The organism is Nocardia sp. NPDC003999 (genome assembly GCF_053604885.1).
The window spans coordinates 420,533-441,994 of sequence record NZ_JBSGIB010000001.1 but is presented as its reverse complement, the minus strand read 5'-3'; the positions used below and the strand labels follow the sequence as shown (position 1 = coordinate 441,994).

Annotated in this window: 20 protein-coding genes; 9 read left to right on the top strand and 11 right to left on the bottom strand. The window is 66.8% G+C overall.

The features are described 5' to 3' along the window. Positions 1–5: 5 nt before the first annotated feature. The 3 genes from ACWESM_RS02170 to ACWESM_RS02160 form a co-directional block, all read right to left on the bottom strand. Positions 6–545, bottom strand: a complete 540-nt coding sequence (locus ACWESM_RS02170) for a DUF3558 domain-containing protein (protein WP_452490764.1) — start codon at positions 543–545, stop codon at positions 6–8. Positions 546–783: 238 nt separating this feature from the next. Next, entirely contained in the window at positions 784–996 is a 213-nt protein-coding gene (locus ACWESM_RS02165) for a DUF397 domain-containing protein (RefSeq protein ID WP_397275602.1), read from the bottom strand. Continuing rightward, positions 993–1,874, bottom strand: a complete 882-nt coding sequence (locus tag ACWESM_RS02160; RefSeq protein ID WP_452490762.1) for a helix-turn-helix domain-containing protein — start codon at positions 1,872–1,874, stop codon at positions 993–995. Before ACWESM_RS02160 ends, ACWESM_RS02165 begins: the two co-directional genes overlap by 4 nt. Before the next feature lie 248 nt (positions 1,875–2,122). Between ACWESM_RS02160 and ACWESM_RS02155 the strand changes: the two genes are divergently transcribed. Both ACWESM_RS02155 and ACWESM_RS02150 read left to right on the top strand, forming a co-directional pair. Continuing rightward, a complete protein-coding gene (locus tag ACWESM_RS02155; protein ID WP_364427089.1) occupies positions 2,123–2,584 on the top strand; it encodes a DNA-directed RNA polymerase subunit beta in 462 nt (153 codons plus the stop codon). Next, positions 2,581–3,027: a DUF4254 domain-containing protein gene (locus tag ACWESM_RS02150; RefSeq protein WP_355069991.1), complete on the top strand. Its 447-nt coding sequence runs from the start codon at positions 2,581–2,583 to the stop codon at positions 3,025–3,027. Before ACWESM_RS02155 ends, ACWESM_RS02150 begins: the two co-directional genes overlap by 4 nt. Here the strand turns inward: ACWESM_RS02150 and ACWESM_RS02145 are convergent. Then, positions 3,016–3,522: a peroxynitrite isomerase gene (locus ACWESM_RS02145; protein ID WP_412805199.1), complete on the bottom strand. Its 507-nt coding sequence runs from the start codon at positions 3,520–3,522 to the stop codon at positions 3,016–3,018. The two genes, ACWESM_RS02150 and ACWESM_RS02145, sit on opposite strands and share 12 nt — an antisense overlap. A gap of 107 nt (positions 3,523–3,629) precedes the next feature. Here ACWESM_RS02145 and ACWESM_RS02140 point away from each other — a divergent pair, with 107 nt between their 5' ends. After that, on the top strand, positions 3,630–4,976 hold the full coding sequence (locus ACWESM_RS02140) for a TIGR03118 family protein (protein WP_452490760.1): 1,347 nt from the start codon (positions 3,630–3,632) through the stop codon (positions 4,974–4,976). A gap of 48 nt (positions 4,977–5,024) precedes the next feature. Here ACWESM_RS02140 and ACWESM_RS02135 read toward each other — a convergent pair whose 3' ends face one another. The 3 genes from ACWESM_RS02135 to ACWESM_RS02125 form a co-directional block, all read right to left on the bottom strand. Continuing rightward, positions 5,025–5,516, bottom strand: coding sequence for a hypothetical protein (locus ACWESM_RS02135; protein WP_364427082.1), 492 nt, complete (start codon positions 5,514–5,516; stop codon positions 5,025–5,027). A 321-nt stretch (positions 5,517–5,837) separates the two neighbouring features. Next, on the bottom strand, positions 5,838–6,896 hold the full coding sequence (locus tag ACWESM_RS02130; RefSeq protein ID WP_452490758.1) for a DNA polymerase III subunit beta family protein: 1,059 nt from the start codon (positions 6,894–6,896) through the stop codon (positions 5,838–5,840). 560 nt (positions 6,897–7,456) lie between these two features. After that, the gene (locus ACWESM_RS02125; protein ID WP_355070001.1) at positions 7,457–7,807 is read right to left on the bottom strand and encodes a winged helix-turn-helix transcriptional regulator; all 351 of its coding nucleotides are present in this window, start codon (positions 7,805–7,807) and stop codon (positions 7,457–7,459) included. A gap of 63 nt (positions 7,808–7,870) precedes the next feature. Between ACWESM_RS02125 and ACWESM_RS02120 the strand changes: the two genes are divergently transcribed. The 3 genes from ACWESM_RS02120 to ACWESM_RS02110 all read left to right on the top strand — a co-directional run bounded on the left by ACWESM_RS02120 (position 7,871) and on the right by ACWESM_RS02110 (position 10,637). After that, on the top strand, positions 7,871–8,635 hold the full coding sequence (locus ACWESM_RS02120) for an SDR family oxidoreductase (protein ID WP_452490756.1): 765 nt from the start codon (positions 7,871–7,873) through the stop codon (positions 8,633–8,635). Positions 8,636–8,984: 349 nt separating this feature from the next. Further along, the gene (locus ACWESM_RS02115; RefSeq protein WP_452490754.1) at positions 8,985–9,923 is read left to right on the top strand and encodes a phosphotransferase family protein; all 939 of its coding nucleotides are present in this window, start codon (positions 8,985–8,987) and stop codon (positions 9,921–9,923) included. 270 nt (positions 9,924–10,193) lie between these two features. After that, positions 10,194–10,637, top strand: coding sequence for a DUF4254 domain-containing protein (locus ACWESM_RS02110; protein WP_452490752.1), 444 nt, complete (start codon positions 10,194–10,196; stop codon positions 10,635–10,637). Here the strand turns inward: ACWESM_RS02110 and ACWESM_RS02105 are convergent, their stop codons facing one another. The 3 genes from ACWESM_RS02105 to ACWESM_RS02095 all read right to left on the bottom strand — a co-directional run bounded on the left by ACWESM_RS02105 (position 10,638) and on the right by ACWESM_RS02095 (position 13,589). Then, the gene (locus ACWESM_RS02105) at positions 10,638–11,135 is read right to left on the bottom strand and encodes a hypothetical protein (RefSeq protein WP_452490750.1); all 498 of its coding nucleotides are present in this window, start codon (positions 11,133–11,135) and stop codon (positions 10,638–10,640) included. A gap of 93 nt (positions 11,136–11,228) precedes the next feature. Beyond that, positions 11,229–12,617: an APC family permease gene (locus ACWESM_RS02100; RefSeq protein ID WP_452490748.1), complete on the bottom strand. Its 1,389-nt coding sequence runs from the start codon at positions 12,615–12,617 to the stop codon at positions 11,229–11,231. 102 nt (positions 12,618–12,719) lie between these two features. Then, positions 12,720–13,589: a helix-turn-helix domain-containing protein gene (locus tag ACWESM_RS02095; RefSeq protein WP_452490746.1), complete on the bottom strand. Its 870-nt coding sequence runs from the start codon at positions 13,587–13,589 to the stop codon at positions 12,720–12,722. 574 nt (positions 13,590–14,163) lie between these two features. Here ACWESM_RS02095 and ACWESM_RS02090 point away from each other — a divergent pair. The 3 genes from ACWESM_RS02090 to ACWESM_RS02080 all read left to right on the top strand — a co-directional run bounded on the left by ACWESM_RS02090 (position 14,164) and on the right by ACWESM_RS02080 (position 17,649). Then, on the top strand, positions 14,164–14,835 hold the full coding sequence (locus ACWESM_RS02090) for a PAS and ANTAR domain-containing protein (protein WP_356962435.1): 672 nt from the start codon (positions 14,164–14,166) through the stop codon (positions 14,833–14,835). A 305-nt stretch (positions 14,836–15,140) separates the two neighbouring features. Then, positions 15,141–16,256: a terpene synthase family protein gene (locus ACWESM_RS02085; protein ID WP_364427061.1), complete on the top strand. Its 1,116-nt coding sequence runs from the start codon at positions 15,141–15,143 to the stop codon at positions 16,254–16,256. A gap of 115 nt (positions 16,257–16,371) precedes the next feature. Then, the gene (locus tag ACWESM_RS02080) at positions 16,372–17,649 is read left to right on the top strand and encodes a diguanylate cyclase domain-containing protein (RefSeq protein ID WP_364427058.1); all 1,278 of its coding nucleotides are present in this window, start codon (positions 16,372–16,374) and stop codon (positions 17,647–17,649) included. Positions 17,650–17,763: 114 nt separating this feature from the next. Here ACWESM_RS02080 and ACWESM_RS02075 read toward each other — a convergent pair whose 3' ends face one another. Then, entirely contained in the window at positions 17,764–21,186 is a 3,423-nt protein-coding gene (locus ACWESM_RS02075; RefSeq protein ID WP_364427055.1) for a protein kinase domain-containing protein, read from the bottom strand. Positions 21,187–21,462: the final 276 nt, after the last annotated feature.

The following is a 21,462-nucleotide window of genomic DNA, read 5'->3' as shown; positions in this document are numbered from 1 at the left end:
GTATGTCAAACAGTGGCAGGCATTGTCGGAACTACCTTCTCCGCCAGAGTCTTCGCGAGTGCGCAGGTGTCGAGTTGGCCGGTCTTGCGATTCGACGGCGGGTTGCTGAGGAAGAATTCCAGGCTTCCGCCCTTCATCTCCACATTGATCGTGCATACGGCGCTGAGGTGCTCCTCGACCTGCCGTGTCGAGATCGCTCGGCGACCGCCGATGGCGTATTCGCGGGTATCTGCGAACTTCTTGTCCCGCACCATGTTAACGGTGAGATTCGTTGTGCGAATTGTTGGTACGTATCCATCAGGCTGCGCCCACATACAACCACGCCACTTGACACCCCCCGATGCATTGGCGTCCTTCTTATCCTTGCTGCGCAGGTTCTCTGAATCGAGCACGCTTTGCGGGATGTCGGTGCACGGGTCGTAGCCAGTGGGTGCGTCAGGGGCGAAGCTCGGAACGGCGGAGGAGGTTCCGGTCGGTGCGGCATCGTCATCGGCCGGACCACAGCCCGCCAGAACGAGCGCGGTACCGACGGCGAGGATGGTCAATCGCCGCGAAGTCCGCCCTGATGTCATTGGTTCCCCTCGCACCGGTTGTTCCTGGCTTCTCCAGGGCCGGACCGGCTCCTCCGCCCCCTGCAGTGAATGTTGACGCTACCGGCGGCGTTTGCCGGGTGCAAGCGACCTGACATGCATCACCTGTGACCGATCCGCCCACTTCAGCGAGTGCCCCTGCCTCGCGCGAGGTGCGAGGTGGCGGCTCGGGCGGTGCACGATACGAGCGGCTTCAGGGCTGCGACGGGTCTAGGTCGCCGCTGGCTATCCAGACAGTGAACGAGTCCCACTCGCTCGGTCCGAACACGAGCGCCGGGCCGATGGGATTCTTCGAGTCACGTACACCTACGCAGCCCTCGCGGAGAAACGCGACCTCGACGCAGTCCCTATCCGCGCTGCTGAAGCTGCTCTTGAACCAGGCAGCAGCGGGTACGCTGGCGCTCATTCGGCATACTCCTCGGCGATTTTGCGGATGAGGGATCGGCTGCTCTCCTGGTCGAGGGCCGATCGCAGGATGTCGGCGTACGCCTGACGGTATCGCCGGACCTCGTCAGGCTTCTCAAGATACAGGTCGCCGGTGAATCCCTGCACGTAAACGATCGGTGGTTGGGTGAGATGAGCGATCGGGTGCTCAGGGAAGTCGAGAATCACGAACGAGCCGACATTCAGCCCCCCGTACACCTCCGCTGCGAGAGGAACCACCCGTACCGAAACATGGGGTCGTTCACCGATTCGCAGCAGGTGTCGGAGCTGACCTTCCATGACCGAGGGTCCGCCGATCGCCCGGCGCAGTGCGGACTCATCGATGACGGCTTCAAAGCGCACCGGGTCGGAGTCGTTGTCCAAGCGTGACTTCCGCTGCCTGAATGCCGCTATCTTTCGTTCGACCTCAGCTCCGGACATCGCCGCGAAGCGGACCCAGATCAAGGCGCGCCGATACTCATCGGTTTGCAGTAGTCCAGGAAGCAGGGTTGTTTGGAAAGAGGCGACACGTTTGGCCGTCGCCTCCAACTCCACGAAGAGGTTGAAGTCTTCGAGAATGATGTCATTGAACGCATGCCACCAGCCGGTGTGCTTGGTCTCTTCGACCAGGTTGAGCAGGATGGCGGTGCGTTCCTCGGACGCCCCGTACAGCTTGCACAGCCCTTCGATGACCAGCGGATGAAGCCGGACGGACTGCCCGGTCTCGATCCGCCACAGGGTCTGCTTGCTCACGTCGATCGCGTCACGGGCGTATTCCGCGCTGATGCCCGCGTTGATTCGCAGCGCCCGGAGCTGACGCCCCAGCATCCGGCGAGGCAGGGTGGAACCTGTTGAAGTCACGACTAATCCCTTTCGTAGCCGAACTAGTGGTCGGGTACCTAACTGGAACCTTGTGGCGGGGGGCCTTGGAACCTGGGCCGTTTCCGCCCGATTCCACCACTGAGAACATTCCCGCCCAGCGATATCCGGTGCTTCACTGAACGCGCCCGGACCCAATCGAAGAAGTGCTGAAACCTTAACCGCGCCAACGGTTCCAGGTCCAGCGACCGGGATTTCGCGTACCGAACTATGTGAATCGAGGCTGGCGAATGAATCATGCGGCATTCGCGGACACTCCCGCGTCCCGCTGCGCGTTTTACCGCCGCACCTGTGGGTTGCCCGCCGGTATACATCCGGAGATCGGCCGCATCGTCGTGAAGGCGGGCGTGGTGGGCGGGATCACGATGCCCGACAGGCTGGGGCAGCGCGTGCGCGACGACATGCTTTTCCGTGGCCACTCGATCGGCCCGGTGATCGCGCATATCCGTTCTCGCCGATGGACTTTCCTGTGCCGACCGGATCTACCAGACGACGTGCGGTTGTTCGCCGCGTTGTTCCGGATCGACGTTTCGATCGTGCCGTTCGGCAGTGAAATCGCGCTGCCGTCACCCGCCGACGCGAACGGCGTATTCCGCCGCTGGGTGGTGGCGCCGCGGGATACGTTTCGTCCGTCCGGGATGGTGATCGTGAACTGCGTGCTGGCCCGCGCGGGTGGGAAAGGTGCGGTATGAGCGAAGGACTGCCGACGCGAAGTCAACTACTGCGCGCCTGTAGAGAAGACGTGCCGCCACCGGGACATCCCGTGCTGCTGCGGGCGCGCACCTTGGCTGACCTCCATATTCGCCGCATCCGGGTGGATGGGGAATGTAGCTGCGGCGGCGATGAGCGCCGGTCACGGCTGATTCGGGACATCGACCGCTGGGTCGAGGTTCGTTTGCCCACCGCGCGCGGCGGAGCCTATCTGCACACCGAATCGTTCGGCTCGGTGGTCGACCGCCTGGCGCGGCTGAGCGCGTACGCGCACGCGGCCATGGCCGACGACCAGGAGTGGGACCTGTGGTTCGCGTGGGAGCGGCTGGCCGAATCGGCGGTCGCTTACGAAGACCTGGTCAGCGAGTTGAGCAGTGGGCGGCGCCGGTTGCCGAGCGTTTTCCGGCCCGGGTCAGTTCCGTAGCAGGGTGGCGGCGAGGTGATGTTGCAGTGGTTCGCCGACCGCCGCCATCCGAAGTGTGTAGTCGATGGTGTCGCCGGAGAGGTGCAGCGATCGGCCGAGGGCGGTCACGAGTTTCGCCGTGCCGCTGCGGCCGAGAGCGGTGGAGTCCAATTCCATGCGCAGCGTGCCGTCCTCGACGGCGAGCGAGCCCTCGCAGATTTCCGTGATGCCGGTGGGATGGGCGAGGATCAATTCGACGCGGTCGGGTCGCGGGCAACGCAGATAGCCCGTCTCGGCGTGCAGCGGCCTGCCGTCGTCGGTGGCGCGGGTCTTCTGCCGGTAGGTGAGGAACGGGCGGCCGAGATGGCCGAACCGGATTTCCTCGACATAGCCGAACGGCTGAATGGTCGGGTATTCACCCTGCCCATTACCGCGCCACGTGCCGAGCAGTGGAGCGAGCGGAGCGATATCGGGATGCAGGGCAATCGCAGGCTGGGGTTCGGCCACGGCGAACAGCCTAAACCCGTCCTCATCGAACCGTTCGGGTACTCCCGAATTTGCCGCAGGCTAAGGTTAGCTTCGCCTTATCACCAATGTGGTGTGGTCGGAAAGGAAACAAGAAGTTGAACGGACGCTGGAATGAGTCGCGCCGTGGCGGTACGCCCCGGTCGCGGACCCGAAGTGGTCTGCTGCGCGCGTCGGCGCTTGGCGTCGCGCTGGTCGTGGCGGCCGGCTGCTCGGACTCGAAGTCGGACGAGGTGCCCGCGCTCGACGGCAACAAATACGTCCAGACCAATCTCGCGGCCAACAACGCGGAGTACAAGGCGCAGTTCGTTTTCCCCGACCTGGTGAACGCCTGGGGGCTGGCCAACCGCCCCAAGGGCGCCGGTGGGCACTTCTGGGTCGGCGCGGGCGGCAAGTCGTTCCAGTTCGTCGGCGACGTGACCAAGTCCTCGGACGACAAAGTGCACAAGCTCTTCCAGGACCCGCTGAAGATCGTCACCATCCCCGGCGCCGACGCCGACACCTCGGACAAGAGCGCGGGCAAGACCACCGGCGTGGTGTTCAACCCGGCGCCGATCACCTCCGACCTGTTCGTCGTCCACGACCAGCCGGTGGAGGAGGAAGGCGGGCCGCTGAACGGTTCGGCGCGGTTCATCTTCGCCACCGACTCCGGCAAGATCTCCGCCTGGACCGAGCTGGGCTTCGAGGGCCGGATCGTGCGCCACGACGGCCCCGCCAACCTGGTCTTCGACGGCCAGTCGCAGGGGATGCAGTTCTTCGGGATCGCGCTGGCTCCCTCCGGTGACAAGCTACTGGCCGCGGATTTCGGCGCCGACCCGCAGGTGCGGACGTTCGACAAGAACTGGCAGCTGATCCCGACCACCGGCTTCGCCAACCCGTTCGCCACCGGCGACGCGATCGACCCGGCCGCGCCGGAAAAGGGCAAGAAGGCCAAGCCCGGCGATCCCGCGCCGTTCAACGTCTCGACCCTCGGCAACCGGGTCTTCGTCGCCTATGCCACCACCCAGCCGGACGAGAAGGACGCGACCAAGTTCGATGCCGGTGAGGAGGACTCGCTGGACAAGGACAAAGAGGGCGGCAAGCCGGACAAGGGCAAGCTCGCCGAGTTCGACGCAGGCGGCAAACTGGTGCGCATCATCGACGACGGCAAGCGCCTCAACGCCCCGTGGGCGGTGACGATCGCGCCGGACGGGTTCGGTCCGCTCAGCGGCAAACTGCTGGTCGGCAACTTCGGCGGCGCGGGGCACGTGCTGGCCTACGACGACACCACCGGCAAGTTCGCCGACTACCTGCGCGATGCCGACGGCAAGCCGGTCGCCATCGAAGGACTGTGGGCGCTGATGTTCGGCAACGGCGAGAGCCTCGGTGACGCCGACTCGCTGTACTTCACCGCGGGACCGGACGACGAGAAGGACGGTCTGTTCGGCAAGCTTCGCTTGAAGTAGCCGCACTTCGCAGCAGCCCGCACCGAATCGGTGCGGGCTGCTCGCGCTTCAGCGGCCTCCGTTCGGGGCCGAGGCCCGGGGTTCGGTGCGCCGTTCGCGGATAGCCGACTCGACTTCGTCGACCGCCGTTCGGATCGTCGCCCCGTAGCCGTCGTCGGCGAGCGTGTGCAGACGTGTGCGAGCGGCATCGATTTCGCGCTGTGCGGCGTCGAACGAGCCGAGCCTGCGATAGTCGTCGGCGAGATTGAGGTGCAGCGACGGGTAGAACGCGGTCACCCGCAGTGATTCGTCGAAGGTTCGAGCGCGAGCGTCCGAAAGGCTGTCGGCGGCGTCCAGTGCGCGGATGTCCCAGGTGAGCGCTTCGGCGGCGTCGTCGTACAAGTCGGCCAGGTAGTGGGCGAGGGTGCACCGGTGCAGCGGGTCGCCCTGTGGGCCGAGCGAGGCCCATACGGCGAGCAGAGCTTCCCGCGCGTCGTCCGGACGGCCTTCGCGGCCGAGTGCGACGGCGCTGGTGATGGTGTTCATGGTGTGGTCGTTCATGCGGAACTCCTTCAGGTGGGGGATGGACGCGGATCGTTTCGTGTGCGAGGCCGAACGGTCGGCGTCGGGCGGCCGATCGATCGGAAGTAGTGGCGGTGGGCGGGAACTTGCGATTCCGAGATGGGTGATCGTTCGGAAGTAGTGGCGGTGGGCGGGAACTTGCGATTCCGAGATGGGTGATCGATCGGAAGTAGTGGCGGTGGGCGGGCACCTGCGATACCGAGATGGGTGATCGGATCGCGGTGCCAACAGAGCGGGAGGGACGCGGTGGTCCGTGCCGCGCAGTGGTTTGCGCGGGCGATGGCCGGCGGCGCGGACGACTTATACGGAGACGTTGTGGTGGAGAGACCGGACCGGCATGGCCAGGGTGGTGAGGTCTCCGTCGGTGGCAGAGCGCAGCACCACCGGCTGATCGGCGGCGATGATGTCGAGCATGAGGTCGGGGCCGAGCGCGGTGTGGACAGCGGGCAGCAGTGTCGCGGGGTCGAACGACAGTGTGACGGCGGAGCCGGTCACCTTCGCGGGCAGGCTCTGCACGTCCCCCGGCACCGATACCGAGATATCGGTCGGATCAATCGCGAATTGCAGTGCTTCATCCGATTTCTCGAGAACCCGCAGCATCAGATGCCGGGCGACGACCACCCTGGTGCGCACCGGTCCCAATCCCGCCAGTACGGCGCGGTGGTCGGGGAAGGGAGCGTCGATGACTGCCAGTCGGTGTTCCGCGCCGCCTCCCGTCAGAAGCAGCCCGCCGCCGGACGGTGCGGCGACGACCTCGTCCATGCCGCGCAATCGGTCGGTGATCGACTCGAGCCCGTTCGAATCGAGCACCACGGACCACTCGCCGCCGTGCTGCCGGGTCGCCACCACGGTGCGCGTGGACAACCGGTAGCGATCGGTCGCGGTGAGGGTTACCGCGTTGGCGCCCGCTTCCAGCAGAACGCCCGCAAGCACGGGTATCTCGCGGGTACGGGCCACCGCGGTGCGGACCTGGTCGAGCGCCTCGGCCAGCGTCGCCGCATCGATCGCCACCTGCGTGCCGAGAGACTGTTCGACCACGGCGGCGACGCGCGCGGCCTCGTCCGCTCGCCGCGCCATTTCCGCGACGTGACGATCGAGCAGGTATCGTGCCCGGTCGGTGTCACCGGCGAGGATCTCCGCGATGGTGTCCAGCGGCAGATCGATCGAGCGCAGCTGCCGGATGAGCACCGCCCGCTCCCGCTGCGCCTCGGTGTAGTAGCGGTATCCGGTCAGCGGATCGACTCTGGCCGGAACGAGCAGGCCGCAGTCGTCGTAGAACCGCAGCGCGCTCGCCGTGAGCCCGCTGGCTCGCGCGAGCACGCCGATCGTGATCAACCCTGTCGACTCCGTACTCACCACCCGGCCATCATGGAGCCTCAACCAACTCGAAGGTCAACTTCGCGGGTGGAGCAACCAATCGCAGTCCATGTGTTCCGCTGCTGGAACGCGATGCGCACGCTGCCGAGCTGCGGGAAAGCCGAAGTTGCCGCAGCCCGCCAGGGCGCAGTGTCCGCGACTTCGCGGGGCTGTCGGTGTTGCCCGCCGCAAATCAGGTGGTGCACAACCGCAGGACATGGGCAACTGGACGGGCAGACCGAGGCGCTCGACATCCGGCCGCGTCTGTGCGCCGGCCACGTGAAAGCATCGACGAGCTTCAGCACTTGCGGCAGGATCGCGATGAACAGATCCAGCATCGGCGGCCGGGTCTCCGCCTTTGGCGGTGTCGCGAGAGTTTCGCGACTGGTCGAGGTAGAGCACACGGCCGTCGCCTGTCACTCGGATGTGCTCTAACAGAGGGGCCAGGGGTGGGGGAAAACGCGCCGGTGAACGGTTCCTTCATCCTGACCATGCTGTGATTCGCGTCTCACGCATACGAGGTCGCCACTCGCAGAACCGCGAACCGTCGAGCCTGGCGCGAGTCAGTCGGCCCCGGCCTCGATGGGGGTCACGCGCCAGCGGCGCGACCAGTCCCAGACCGATCCGAGTGCCGTGCCGAGTTCGGCTCCCGCGGTGGTCAGTTCATAGGACTTGTCGGGGTTCTTCGCGATGAGGCCCGCGGATTGCAGGTGTTGCAGGCGGACCGAAAGCATGCTCGAGGAGCAGTTGCCCATCCGTCGGCGCAGTTCGAGGAAGCCGAGGCGGTCGGGTTCCAATTCCCACAGGATGCGCAGAATCCAGCGTTGGCCGAGTAAGTCCATCGTGGCCAGTAACGGCGCGTTCGCCGGGTCGTCCCGCCCACGCGGCGGCTTGGGTTCGTTTGCGCTTCTCATTTAGAACCAGCATAGTGGTTCTGAATCAGAAGCACTGGCCCGGGTGCCGGGCGGACCGAAAGGGTGACGGTGGACGAGAGGACCGGTCGGCGAATCGTTCTGATCACGGGCGCCTCCCGCGGCATCGGCGCGGAGACCGCCCGGGTGCTCGCGACGCGCGGCGACCATGTGGTGATCAATTACCGGGAGAAGGCGAAGCGGGCCGACGCGCTGGCGGGGTCGATTCGGCAGGCGGGCGGTAGTGCCTCGACGGCGGGCGCCGACATCGCCGACGCGGATTCGGCCCGGGCGCTGGTCGCCGGGGTCGCCGAGGAGTTCGGCCGTCTCGATGTGCTGGTGCTGAACGCGTCGGGTGGGCTGGAGCGCGATGCCCGGCCCGACTACGCCATGGCCCTCAATCGTGACGCGCAGGAACGGCTTGTGCGGCTTGCCCTGCCGCACATGCCTTCCGGTGCGCGGATCGTTTTCGTGACCAGCCATCAGGCGCACTTCCACGGCCGCAAGCCCGTCCCCGCCGACTACGAACCCATCGCCGCCAGCAAGCGCGCGGGCGAGGACGCGCTGCGCGCCATGATCCCGGAACTCGATGCCAGGGGCATCGCCCTGCACGTGGTCTCCGGCGACATGATCGACGGCACGATCATCGTCCAACTGCTGGAACGCCGAAATCCCGACGCCGTCGCCGCGCGCCGCGAGCACGGCGACTTGCCCACGGTCACGGAGTTCGCCACCGCGGTCGCCGATGCCACCGCCGCCACCGCTGACCCCGGCCACACCATCTACATCGGCGGTCTGGATTATCTCGACGCGCAAGAGATCACATCCTGAAGCGATGCCGACCCGCAGGCATGACGCACTCCGGCCGTGGGCGGCAACCTGCCACGCCGCGTGTCGATCGCGCCGCGGGGAATAGAAGCGCTCCGGTAGTGCCCGGGAGAACCATCCGGAACGCGCGCTTCGAATTTCGCACCATCAGACGCCAGCGCCTCGAGTGCGGAGACGCCCTGCGGCGCGAAAGCTGAATTGCCCAGAGTCGAAGGGCTTGCCCGTGTGTGACGAGGTCGCCCTTGCGTTCGGCCTTGCCTCATGAAGAAGTGCGGCGGTGCAGTGCCGATCCGAGCGCATGCGGGCGCGTAATTCGGTGGTGAGTTCCCGGTGCGGCTCGGACGATCGAGTGATGGTGGATTACCAGGGCACCGCTCTGCGGATCGGATGGGCCGAGGCGCCGGAGCCGGTACGGGCGGAAGTAGAGCGCGTACTCGGAGACGCCGTCCACACTGCCGAGAATCAGCGCGGAGGGTTCAGCCACGGTGTGGCAGCGCGCTTGCGCACCGTCGGCGGTGGTGCTGCCTTCGTGAAGGCGATCGAGGCGGAAGACGGTCTCGCGGTGATGTATCGGCAGGAAGCGCGGATCGCGGCTCGGCTCCCGGCGACGGTGCCCGCACCGCGATGCCGGTTCGCGACGGAGATCGCGGGGTGGTTCGTCGCGGTTTTCGACGATGTCGAGGGAGCGTTTCCCCGACTCGGCGAGCCGGGGGAGTTGCGAGACACTCTCGAGCTGGTGGCGCGATTGGCGGCGGAGCTGACTCCGAGCCCACTGGCTGATATGCCGACGGTTGCGGAAGCCTACGGACCGGAGCTGACCGGCTGGCGAACGTTCGTGACGGAAGGGCTTCCGGCGGACTTGGACAGTTGGTCGCTTCGTCACCTGACGAAATTGGCCGAACTGGAAGCCGCGTGGCCCACGGCCGCGGAAGGAAACACTTTGCTGCACACGGATCTTCGGCCGGACAACATGCTGCGGCGGCCCGATGGTGCGGTGCTGGCGGTCGATTGGGCGTGGGCCTGCCGGGGCGCCGCGTGGATCGACCTCGTCGCGCTCGCGCCGTCCATCGCGGCCGCCGGTGTGGATCCGGATCCGATCATCGCCACCCATTCAGTGACTCGCGACGTGGACCCCGTGGCGGTCGACGCTTTCGTCTGCGCGCTCGCCGGGTATTGGGCGGCGGCTTGCCGGAAGCCGGGACCGCCGCGTTCGCCGCGGTTGCGTGAGCATCAGTCAGTGTTTGCCCGGCTCGCCGGAGCGTGGCTGGCGTGTCGTCTCGGCTGGCCATAATCCCAGGAGATATGGCTCTATCGTCGAAAAACGCAAGGTCACTGGATATTTGCCAAAGCTTTGGAGGGTGGTGTGTGACCGGATAAATCGGTCAATGGGCGTGTCGCGTGCGCGGAAGTGATCGAATTCGACGCGACCCGGGCCACTCTCGGTCACGCTGGGCATATGTGGATGTTCGGGCAGTGCCGGGACACCGGCGAGGCAAGGCATCGCGGGCGCGACCGAGACGCGTCCACGCTGGTCGGAATGGGGGTCCGGAGAATGGAACAGGTGTCCGAGGCCCGGGTGATTCCGGGCAAAGAACTCCTGCTGGCTGCCTTCCGGGGCTTGCCGCACATGGATCATCCGATGCTGGAAGCGGCCGGAGAACTGGCTCAGCTGCATCAGACACGCGAACGCACTCCCGCGAGCCGGTGCGACAAACTCGACCGGCGTCGAGTGCAACTCGTGCGCGGCATCGACCGCTGGGTCACCCTGGCGACGCCGATACCGCCGCCCGCCGCGCCCGAACACGCCGAGACCGTGGGCCACGTCGTCGACCGGCTGGCCATGCTGGCCGCTCAGGCGTTCGTGGCGCTGGCGCACGCGCCGGAATCGGTCTTCTACGACGCATGGGTCCGAATCGACGAATTGGCCGACGGTTACCAGGATCTCATCGACGACCTGCGTGCCGGAGCCAGACGACTACCCGACGGGCGTTACGACCGCTGGTAGCTACCGACCTCGCCCGAACAGCCGGAACGAGCGGCGGCGCCGACGTGGCAGAGTCGCGTACACCATGGTCATGTCGGCGAAGACCTCCGCCTCCCGCTCGCGATCGACGCCGAACTCGGCACGGCCGAGGACGCGGTCGATCGATTGCGGCGAAATCGAGGGCAGGACGACGGCCAACGAGGGCGGCAATGGATCGCCGCGTTCTTGGTCGTTGTGGTGACCCAAGAGCATGTGACCGATCTCGTGCAAGATAACGTGATCGGCGTTGCGGCCAGTCGCCGCGGCGTCGTAGACGATGATGTCGTCGTGCTTGCGTGCCACCCACAAGCCGCCTCCGCCGCAACCCGTGTCCGCCAACATCGCCTTGGGCACCGGATGCAGGCTGATCGAGCGTCCGCGATGGGCGGCCACCGCGGCCAGGTAAGCGGTCAGATTCCACGGGTTCGGGAGGGGCACGGTCCGGGTGGCATCGCCGAAACGGGCTTCCATGCTGGTCATCGGCGCCCACCTTACCCATCGGTCGGCGACTAGTCATCTGCGGAATCCGGGCATACCGACAAAAGGTGATCCGCGGCGGGACAACGCGATCGGTCACTCAGCGGATGACCCGCTGTCCAAGGGTTGTGCCCGCATGGCCCGAATGGCCAGGTAGTTCAGGCCCCACAGTGCGACCCCGATGGCCAGCAGCACGCCGGCGATGGCGTACTGCGCCGGATTGCGGTCGGTGAAGGGTGTGACGAGAAAGCCGCAGCTGAGCGCGCCGACGACCGGCAGCGGCGTCGGCGTCTTGAAGTGCTTGTGCGACACAGTGTCTCGGCGCAACACCAGCACCGCGACGTTGACCACCGTGAACACCGCCAGCAGAAGCAGGGCCGTGGTGCCACCGAGTTCGGGTACCTCGCCGACGAACAGGATCAACCCCAGCGCGAGCAGCGTGGTGAAGACGATGGCGGTGACGGGCGTCCGGCGCCGCTGGTGCACGCGGCCGAACGGCCGGGGCAACACGCCTTGACGGGCCATGCCGTAGATCAGTCGGCTGGCCATCAGCATGTTGATCAGCGCCGAATTGGCGACGGCGAACATGGTGATGTAGGCGAAGATGTGGGTCGGGAAGCTCGGCGCGCCGACCTGGACCACTTTGAGTAGCGGCGTGTCGCCTTCGCCGAGTTGGTCTGCGGGCACGAGTGCGACCGCGCTGATCGATACCAGCACGTAGATGAGCCCGGTGATGATCAGTCCCGCGAGCAGCACCTTCGGGAAGATGCGGGTGGGCTCCTTGCACTCCTCGGCCATGTTCACCGAGTCCTCGAAACCGACCATCGCGTAGAACGCGAGCGTGGTGGCCACGATGACGCCGCCGACCGCGTTGCGCTCCCCGGTGTCGAATTCGACGATGCGGGAGAAGTCGCCGTCGCCCACGCCCAATGCCCAGCAGCCGATCCCGATGACGATCAGCAGCCCGGTCAGCTCCACACAGGTGAGCACCACGTTGAGCTTGACACCCTCGCTCACCCCGCGCAGGTTGATCGCCGCCACCACGGCCATGAACAGCAGCGCGATCACCGTCACCGCGGTGCCGCTGCCGAGATCCGGATCGAAGGCCTCGGCGAAGTTGGCCGCGAAAGCCCGCGAGGCCGTGGACGCGGAAGTGATGCCGGAACTCATCACCGCGAAAGCGACCATGAACGTGAGGAAGTGGATGCCGAACGCTTTGTGCGTGTAGAGGGCCGCACCCGCGGCGTGCGGGTACTTGGTGACCAGCTCCAGATAGCTGAGACCGGTGATGAGCGCGACCAGGAACGCCACCAGGAAGGGCACCCAGACCGCCCCGCCGACTTCGTTGGCCACCTTGCCGGTGAGCGCGTAGATGCCGGTGCCGAGGATGTCGCCGACGACGAACAACAAGAGCAATCCCGGCCCCATTACCCGTTTGAGTTCGGGCCCGGAGTCGGACGTCGGATCGGCTGTGACTTCGGACATGCGTCCTCCCCTCGGCAGTAGGGCGAGGGTACCCATTCCGATACGGAATAGTCGTGCACCGGGCCGTATTTCGCCTGGATTTCACCTGCCAGGGGCGGGCTGCTAGCCCTCCCGATCCATCAGCCCCGCGGCCTCCACGATCATGGCCGCGGAGTCGCGCGGGCTCAGCGCCATGGCGCGCAGCTGGTCGAAGATCACGCCGAAGCGACGGATCTCGGAGTGGCCCTCGATCAGCTCGTCACCCGCGATGCCCTCCACATAGACCAGCTCGGGATCGGCGGGGTCGGGGAAGTCCAACAAGGTGAACGAACCCGCCATGCCGGGGTGTGCGCCCGCGTCGAACGGCAGGATCTGCAGGATCACGTTCTTGCGCTTGATCTCTTGCAGCAGTCGCTCGAGCTGCCCCCGCATCACCGCGGGCCCGCCGACGGTGCGGCGGATGGCGGCCTCGTCCAAGACGACCCAGAGTTCGAGCGGGTCGTCCTTGGTCAGGTTGACGGCGCGATCCATCCTCGCCTTCGCCCTACTCTCCATGACCGACGCCTCCAGCTTCGGCATGGAGGTGTCGATCACGGCGGTGGCGTACTCGTAGGTCTGCAAAAGGCCTGGAATGAAAGAGGTTTGGTAGTGCCGCGCGGACAACGCCTCGGACTCGAAATTGATGTAGGCGGCGTAGACCTCCGACACGCTGCCCTCGTAGGCGCGTGACATGCCGGGCTTCAGTGCGTCGGACAGCAGCTCCAGCGCGTCCTCGCGCTGCTCGTCGCCGATGCGGTAGAGGTCGAGCATCGCCATGAGGGTGCGCCGCTGCGGCCGCGCCTGCGCGGTCTCGATCCGGTACAGCGTGGTGACGTTGATCCCGGTCTTCGCGCTGACCTCTTCTTTGCTGAGCTGAGCGTTCTCGCGCATCTCGTGCAGCATCGCCGCCAGCCGCCGCAACCGGACGGTCAGTACGGTGCGCTTGCCTGCCATCAGTCCAACCCCTTCGGTGTGCGCACTTGCTGGAACGTGTTCTGACGTTCGACCTCGAATGCGGCCTGCGTGCAGCGGATCTGTGCCTGGTGTGGGCACAGCAACAGAGACTACCTCCCGTGATGCACCTTATGGTCGGTGTTTTCGTGTGCGTTTACGGCCGCTGGGCGATATCGCGGGGCGAACCGGACCGACCGCTCGGTTGCGGGGGTATGTGGAGACTCGCCCAACTGTGCGGAGCCGCTTTCCGGGCGGTGGGAACGCCACGCTCGAACGTGATCGCCGGACGACGCCGCGCGTCCGTGCGGGCCGGGAGAGGCCCGGCTGCCGCGCCTGGGCGACGCAACGCGGCCGGTGTGGATTCCGGCTCGGGGCGTGGGCAATAGCGCTGACCGCCCGGCATCACGCCCATTGCGGATTAATTGCCAATGCATTCATGCATATGAACTAAGTCCATAGTGTCGAGCTAGAGGGCATTTTCGTGATGATGCCGAAAGTTTGCCACAATTTGGTTTCATCTCGTGTTCCCGGCCGTGGCCCTCGGGCGCCGATGGATAATGACCGCGTGACGAGGATGGACGACCTCGCGCTGAGAAGCGCCTCCGCGATCGAGAGCGTCATCGCGGGCACGCCGCAGAGCGTGGGCAGCTTCCGCTTCTGGTTCGAGGATCAGCGATGGGAATGGTCGGACGCGGCGGCCGCGATATACGGCTACACCGAGGGGAGTGCGCGACCCAGTACGGAGCTGTTGCTGGCGCACAAGCATCCCGACGACCGCGCTCTCGTCGCCGAGTCCATCGCCTCCGCCGTGCGAACCGGTGAGCCGTTCTGCGGACGTCACCGCGTCATCGACACCGCCGGGCGCACCCATCACGTCATCGTCGTCGCCGATCGCATGCTCGATGACCAGGAGTCGGTGGTCGGCACCGCGGGCTATTTCATCGACGTGTCCGGCACACTCGAGGAGAACCGGCAGGAGATCCTCGACGACACGCTGCCCGAACTGGTGCAATCACGGGCGGTGATCGAGCAGGCCAAGGGTGTGCTCATGGTGGTCTACGGCATCAACGCCGAACAGGCCTTCCGGGTGCTGCAATGGCGCTCCCAGGAAACCAACATCAAGTTGCGGACCCTGGCGCAACAACTGGTCGGCGAGGTTCCCGCGATGGGTGGCGGTCCCGCGGCGCAACGGGCGCGCTTCGACCATCTGCTGCTGACCATGCACGACGTCCTGGCGTCGAAGTGAGCGCCGTACCGGTGACCGATACCCGATAGGCGGCCCTACGGGGAGGTCGCGTCCGGCGACATCGGCACCGGAGCACCCTGCGCGTCCCGTACCGGCCGCTTGCGTCCATGCGCCATGTCGACTCTCGAGCCGTGGCGCCGCGCTGCGGACCGAGCTCTCGTTTGCCGCGGTGTCGCCGTCGAATACGCGATGCGCCAATGCCATTCAGGGCGCGAGTGTTGCGTGATCTTCGCCCTTCGACCGGTCCCACTACCGATAAGTCGGAGACAATTCATTAGAAGTAACCATAGTGGGAGGGAGTCGTTGTGGTCAGTGAGTACACATCGGCACTCGAGCGGGAGATCGTCGACATGCGCGGGCAACACGAGATGTTGCTGCGGACCGGGCGGCAGTGGTCGTTGCGCGCGATGTTCGGCACACCCGACTGGGACATCATCGACTACTGCCGCGACTTCCGGCCCAATCGGTTCGGGGAGCAAGCCTGTGCGGAGGTGGAACGTTTCTGCCGCGAGCACGGCATCTGGCTCGAGCCCGCGGGCCCGCACTACAACAGCATGACGCCCTATCTGCACCCCGGCGCCGTCAGCGCCGAGCGGATGACGATCATCGGCCTGTACAACGCGATCCTGTTCTGGCTCAACGACACTGTCGGCCGGGAGAAGTTCGGGCACCTCGGCGACGACGAACAGCGACAGGCGCGGGTGGCGATCGATCGGCTGTGCGCGCTCCTGTGCACAGGGTCGGCTCCGGCGGACGCCACCCCGTTGGAGACCTCGACCTCGGCGTTCCTCACGATGCTGTCCGCCCGCGCGGACGCGGACTGGCTCGATCGGTTCATCGAAGCCACCGTCGCGCACCTGCGGCCCGCGATCCAGGACCAGAACGCCCGGGCGCGCGGCGGGTTGCTCAGCGTCGCGGAGTACATCGATCTGCGGGCTCAGGTCTCGGGTATGTACCCGGCGATCGCGCTGTGCGAGTTCGGCCGGGACGACTATCTGCCCTGGGAGTTGATCCGGCGGACGGGGCTGGCCGGGGACCTCCTCCGGCTGCGGGTGCTGACCGTCGAGATCGGCGCGTTGATGAACGACGTGTTCTCCTTCGAGAAGGAGTGCATCGTCGATCTGGCGGATTTCAACTTGATTCCCGCGGTGTTGCTGAACCACCCCGGATACTCGCTGGAGGACGCCGTGCGGGGCGCCACGGAGATCGTGCGCGCGCGCCTGGCCGAGTTCCGGGAACTGTGTGCGGTCGCCACCGAACGGTGCGACCGACTGGCAGCGGTGGACGCCGCCTTGGCGTCCACCGTCGCGACCCACCTCGCCGATCTGGTCGCCTGCGTCCAGGCGACCTGGGTCTGGCAGGTGAAGACTCTGCGGTACAAGGGGGCGTCGATCTTCCGGGAGAACGGGTTGCAGTTATAGCTCCACTCTCACCATTCCTGGGAATGCTTCCAGGCGGCAGTACTCGACGGTCTCGAACATGTGTGGATACGATGCGTCGGGGGCTATCTCCGGCCTGAATGGTGAGGGGGTCGCGGTGGAACAGATCGAACTCGCCAGGATGGCGAACATGTGGTGGCGCGCTCTGCAGGCCGTCGCCGGTGGGTCCGCGTCTGTACCGGACCCCGAGCTCGCGCTACTCGGGATGGTCGAGGAGCTGGCTTCCGGCTTGGAAGCCGAACCCTTCGACGCGAGCGTCGGCAGGCGTGTCGGCGCGTCGCTGGCCTCCGCGGGACTGGACGACCCGGCCGTGCCCAGCACGTCGGCCCAGGTCCTGTACGGGCTGGCCGAACAGGCGACGGCCCCGGAGGCCGGCCGGCGGCTCGCGGCGCTGCTCGCGGAGGTCGGTCAGGGATACGAAGCCCAGCGGCGCGCGAACGAGGACGCGCACCGATCCGATGACGAGCGGTTCCGTGTGGTGTTCGACAACGCAGCGATCGCGATCGCCATCGGTGACACCGACGGTACGTTGCTGGATGTCAACCGGGGTCTGGCCGAGATGATCGGAGTCCCGGTGGAAAGCTTGCGCGGGGTGTCGGTCTACGACTTCGCGCACCCCAACGACCGCGAGGGCATCCGCACGCTGGTGTACGAGAAACTGGTCCCGGCCGGTGCGGGCACGGTGAAACTGGAACAGCGCATCCGGCGCGCCGACGACAGCTACGGGTGGGCGTCGTTCGCCATCACCTTCGTCAAGGGCGCGGAGGGGCAGAGCGATTACCTGCTCGCGGTCGGCGAGGACGTCACCGAACAGCACCGGATGCGCGAGGAACTGCACCGGCAGGCCCGGCACGATCCGCTCACCGGACTGCCGAACCGGCGGCATCTCATCGAACGGATCGACGCGATGATCGACGAGGCGCGCAACGGGGATCGGGCGGGATTGTGTTTCGTCGACATCGACCGCTTCAAGCACGTCAACGACCGCTACGGCCACGGCACAGGTGACCAGATATTGACCGCGGTCGCCGGACGTCTGCAGGATAGTGTGCGCGGATCCGGGTGTCTGGTCGCCCGCATCGGCGGGGACGAGTTCGTCGCGCTGATCCCGCCGCCCGCCAGCGATCACCGGGTGGCCACCGTGGCGAACAGCCTGCTCGAGGCGCTTGTCGACCCGATCACGGCCGGTGACCGGCGACTACGCATGTCGATCAGCATCGGCGCGGTCGTCACCGCGGTCGCGGGCGCGGACGCCGAATCGCTGCTCGACGCGGCCGACACCGGCCTCTACCGAGCGAAGGCCGACGGCAAGGGCCGGTGGGTGTTGCACATTCTGGACACCGACACTTCGCTCGGTCCGCAACCGGTGTTGTGAGGGGCGGAAGCGAGCCACCGCCCGTCGCGCGTAACTTCGCGGCCGAGCGATGTCCGGCGTCCGCGTTCGAGCAGAGGTATCGCGGCGGGTGGCGACTCAGGCGGCCGATGGCGCTCAGCGGGCCAGCAACCTGCGCAGAAACGCGGGCGGGATCATCGGTCGTTCCTCGTCCCAGAGGCCTTCGCGCAGGTCGTAGTCCAGGCTGTGCAGCAACGACATGATCCAGGGGCCCTCGTCGAGCAGCGGCCGGATGAGACCGGCATCGGCGTACCGGACCACCACCGGGGCCAGCTCGTCCTTGGCCGCTTCGGTCTTTCCCGCCGCCGCGAGGCAGGAGGCGAGCAGCAGCGATGCCTGTGCCGCGGCGCGGGGACGTCGATCGGGGTCGATCGAATCCCGCAGCTGACGGGCGCGCGTGGACGCGGCGGTCACCCTTTTGGCGGCCCCCGAACGCAGCAGCATGCGGATAGCGGAGTCCTCACGCATTTCCGCGGCCATCGTGGCGATACCGCCCTCTCCGGCCGGCGGTTCGGTGACGTAGGTGGCCGTCAGGCCCAGCCGGACCTGCTCGTTGGCCACGCGGGTGGCCAGGCGCGGCAGCTTCATGGCCCGCGCCAACTCGGCGCCTTCGTCCAGCCGTCGCGCGGCGGCGGCCAGGTCACCGCGCAGGGCTTTGATCCGCGCGCCGGTGGCGTAGTTGGCCATCAGCAGGTCGACCGGGCCGCCCTCGGTGCCGAGCCTGCCCGCTTCGTCCAGCAGGCGCTCGGCCGCGGCGAGCTGGTCGCGTTCGTAGAGCAGCTCGCCGAGCAGGGCGCCGGCCAAGCGAGCGGCATAAGACCGCGGGCCCGACGAGGTGGTGGATATCTCGACCGCCGTGCGGAAGCTGTGTTCCGCCGTGGCGATGTCGAGTTGTTCCCTGGCCGCGATGCCGACCAGGCAGTGGCTGTACATCAAGGTGAACGTGCTGCGGTTCTTGCGATAGAAGGGGGTGGCCCAGTCGTTCCACTCCCGTGCCCGCTCGTAGTCGAACTTGGTGATCGCGGAAAACGCGGCGAGGTTGGCGGCCGCGCACAGCGCCCACGGCCCCAACGTGTCGGCCCGGGCCAGGCATTTGCCGACCACGGCGTCCAGTCCTTCCGGGTGGTCGCCGAAGGCGCGCTCCACGCTCTCGATGAGGTCGGCTTCGAGCGCGACATCGGGATCTGCGGCGGGCTCGTTCTCCAGCGACGCCCGTACCAGCCGTAACGCGGCATGCAGTTCGGTGGGCCGCCGCAGCAGCACGTGCGTCCAGGCGACACCGACCTGAAGCATGGGGCGGCTGGCGGCGATGCCGGGCGGGAGCTTGTCGAGCAGTCCCAGGAACGTGGCGAGCTGCCCGTCCTGCACCAGAGCGCGGGATTTCGCCTCGAGGAGGTCTGCGGCCATGTCGCCGTCGTCGGCGGCCAGCGCGTGGTCGATGGCCTCGCTGAGCATCCTGTTGTCGCCGAACCACGAGGCTGCCTTGCAATGCAGTTCGCGCACGCGCTCGGGATGGTCGCGCTCGAGGCGCTGGCGCAAGAACTCCGCGAACAGATGGTGGTAGCGGAACCATTCGCCGCCTTCGTCGACGCGGCGCAGGAACAGGTTACGGCGTTCGAGATTCTCGAGGAGGGCCTGCCCGTGCGGGTCCCCGGTCAGCGCCGTGGCGAGGCCGCCGGAGATCCGTTCGGGAAGCGAGGTGGCGAGCAGGACCTCGCGCAGTTCGGGCTCGACGGTGTCGAGCACGTTCTCGGCCAGGTACTCCGCGATGGCGTGATGACGCCCGGACAGGTGGGCGATCAGCGAGGCCGGATCGGGATGCTCACGCAGCGACAGCGAGGCCAGCTGCAAGGCCGCCGCCCAGCCCTCGGTGTAGTCGCGCAGCTCGGCGCTCTCGGTGTCGGCCAGGGTGAGACCGGTCTGCTCGGTGAGGAAGGCCCGCGCCTCCCCGGCATCGAAACGCAATGCGGCGGCGTCGATTTCGACGAGTTGGTGACGAACGCGCAGGGTGCCGAGCGGCAGGCCCTCCAGCGATCGGCTGGTCAGGATGATCTGCAGGTGCCGCGGCCCCTGGTCGATCAGGTAGAGCAGGGCATCGACCGCGGCGGGGTCGGTGATCCGGTCCCAGTCGTCGATCACCAGGGCGAACCGCTCGTCGCGTTCGTCGATGGCGTTGATCAGCGTGGTGAGCACGTAGCGCGCTGCGCTGGTGTCGCCCTCTTCGAGGACCGGGGCAAGGCCGGGCGCCAGCGCGGGACTCACGCGGTTGAACGCCTCGATCAGGTGGGTCAGCAACCACACCACGTTGTTGTCGTCGCGGTCGACGTTCAACCAGGCCACGGCCACTTTCTCGGTGTCGGCGAGACGCTTGGCCCACTGGGCCGCGAGCGTGCTCTTGCCGAACCCGGCCGGGGCGTGGATGACGGCGAGGCGGGGCCGCGGCTCGGTCTGCAACGCGTCGATGAGGCGCTCGCGCTGGACCAGCGGCCGGGTGGACATCGCCGGGCGGAACTTGGTCTCGGGTGTCGGCGGCGTCTTGGGGTGGGGAGTGGGAAAACGCGCTGTGGCGGTGAGCGGCCGCGTGCTGAGGTCTTCGGGCGCGGGCTGCTCGCCGGTGGGCAGGGTCATGTGCTCGACCGGCATGTCGTTACCGCGCTGGATCTCGCGCAACATCTCGCCGAAGGCGGCGGCCGAGGGCGGACGATCCGCGGGATTGTGCGCCATGCTGGCCTCGATGGCGGCCGCGACCTCGTCGGGGATGCCGTCGAGCCGCAGGTCCGGCAGCGGATCGGCGGAGATGCGCAGGAACTGCGCGACGATCTGCTCACCGGAACGTCGCTCGTAGGCCGCGTGGCCGGTGATCATGGCGAACAGCGTCGCGCCGAGCCCGTAGACGTCCGAGGCGACGGACGGAACGCCGGAGCGCAGCACCTCCGGGGCGGTGAACGCGGGCGAGCCGGTCACCACTCCCGTGGTGGTCTCGAAACCACCTTCGACGCGGGCGATCCCGAAATCGGTCAGTTGCGGCTCGCCGTAGTCGGTGAGCAGGACGTTCCCCGGTTTGATGTCGCGGTGCAAGATCCCGGCCCGGTGCGCGGTCTCCAGAGCGCCCGCCAGCTTGACGGTGATCCCGATCGCCTCGGGCAACGGCAGAAAGCCTTCCCGGCGGATACGGTTCTCCAGCGAACCGTGCGAGTGATACGGCATCACCAAGTAGGGGCGTCCGCTGCGGGTGGTGCCCACTTGGAGGATCGGCACGATGTTCGGATGCCCGGACAGGGCGCCCATGGCCTGCTGCTCGCGCAGGAATCGCTCGACGTTCTCCGGCTCCAGATCCGGCCGGGCGGTGAGGACCTTGACCGCGACGCTGCGGTTCAACGCCCGCTGCCTGCAGCGGTAGACGACGCCGAACCCGCCTTTGCCGATCACTTCGGGGTCGTCGAGACCCGCGCCCTCCAGTTCCCGCTCGATACCTGGAGGTCGATCGTGCTGTGTGGCGAACGGGTCCGAACCTGCCATGGCCCTGCTCTTGTCGGCTGTCTGTGGTCCTGCGGTAGATACCCAGTTTATGCCCAGCGAACCCTTTCCCTGGTTATTACGGCTGATATAGACCATGAGGTGGGAAGGGTATTATCGTCGGTTTCGGGGGCGGGCGCGGTGTGGCTGACGTGACTCGGCAATATCTGTACGTCGCGATGGAAGTCGCTGTCTCGCACCGTTGGTCGCGAAAGTACCTTTCCACGACATACGTCGTAGCGGGGGTGTCCGGGGCGCTATGACGTATGTCAGAATCCG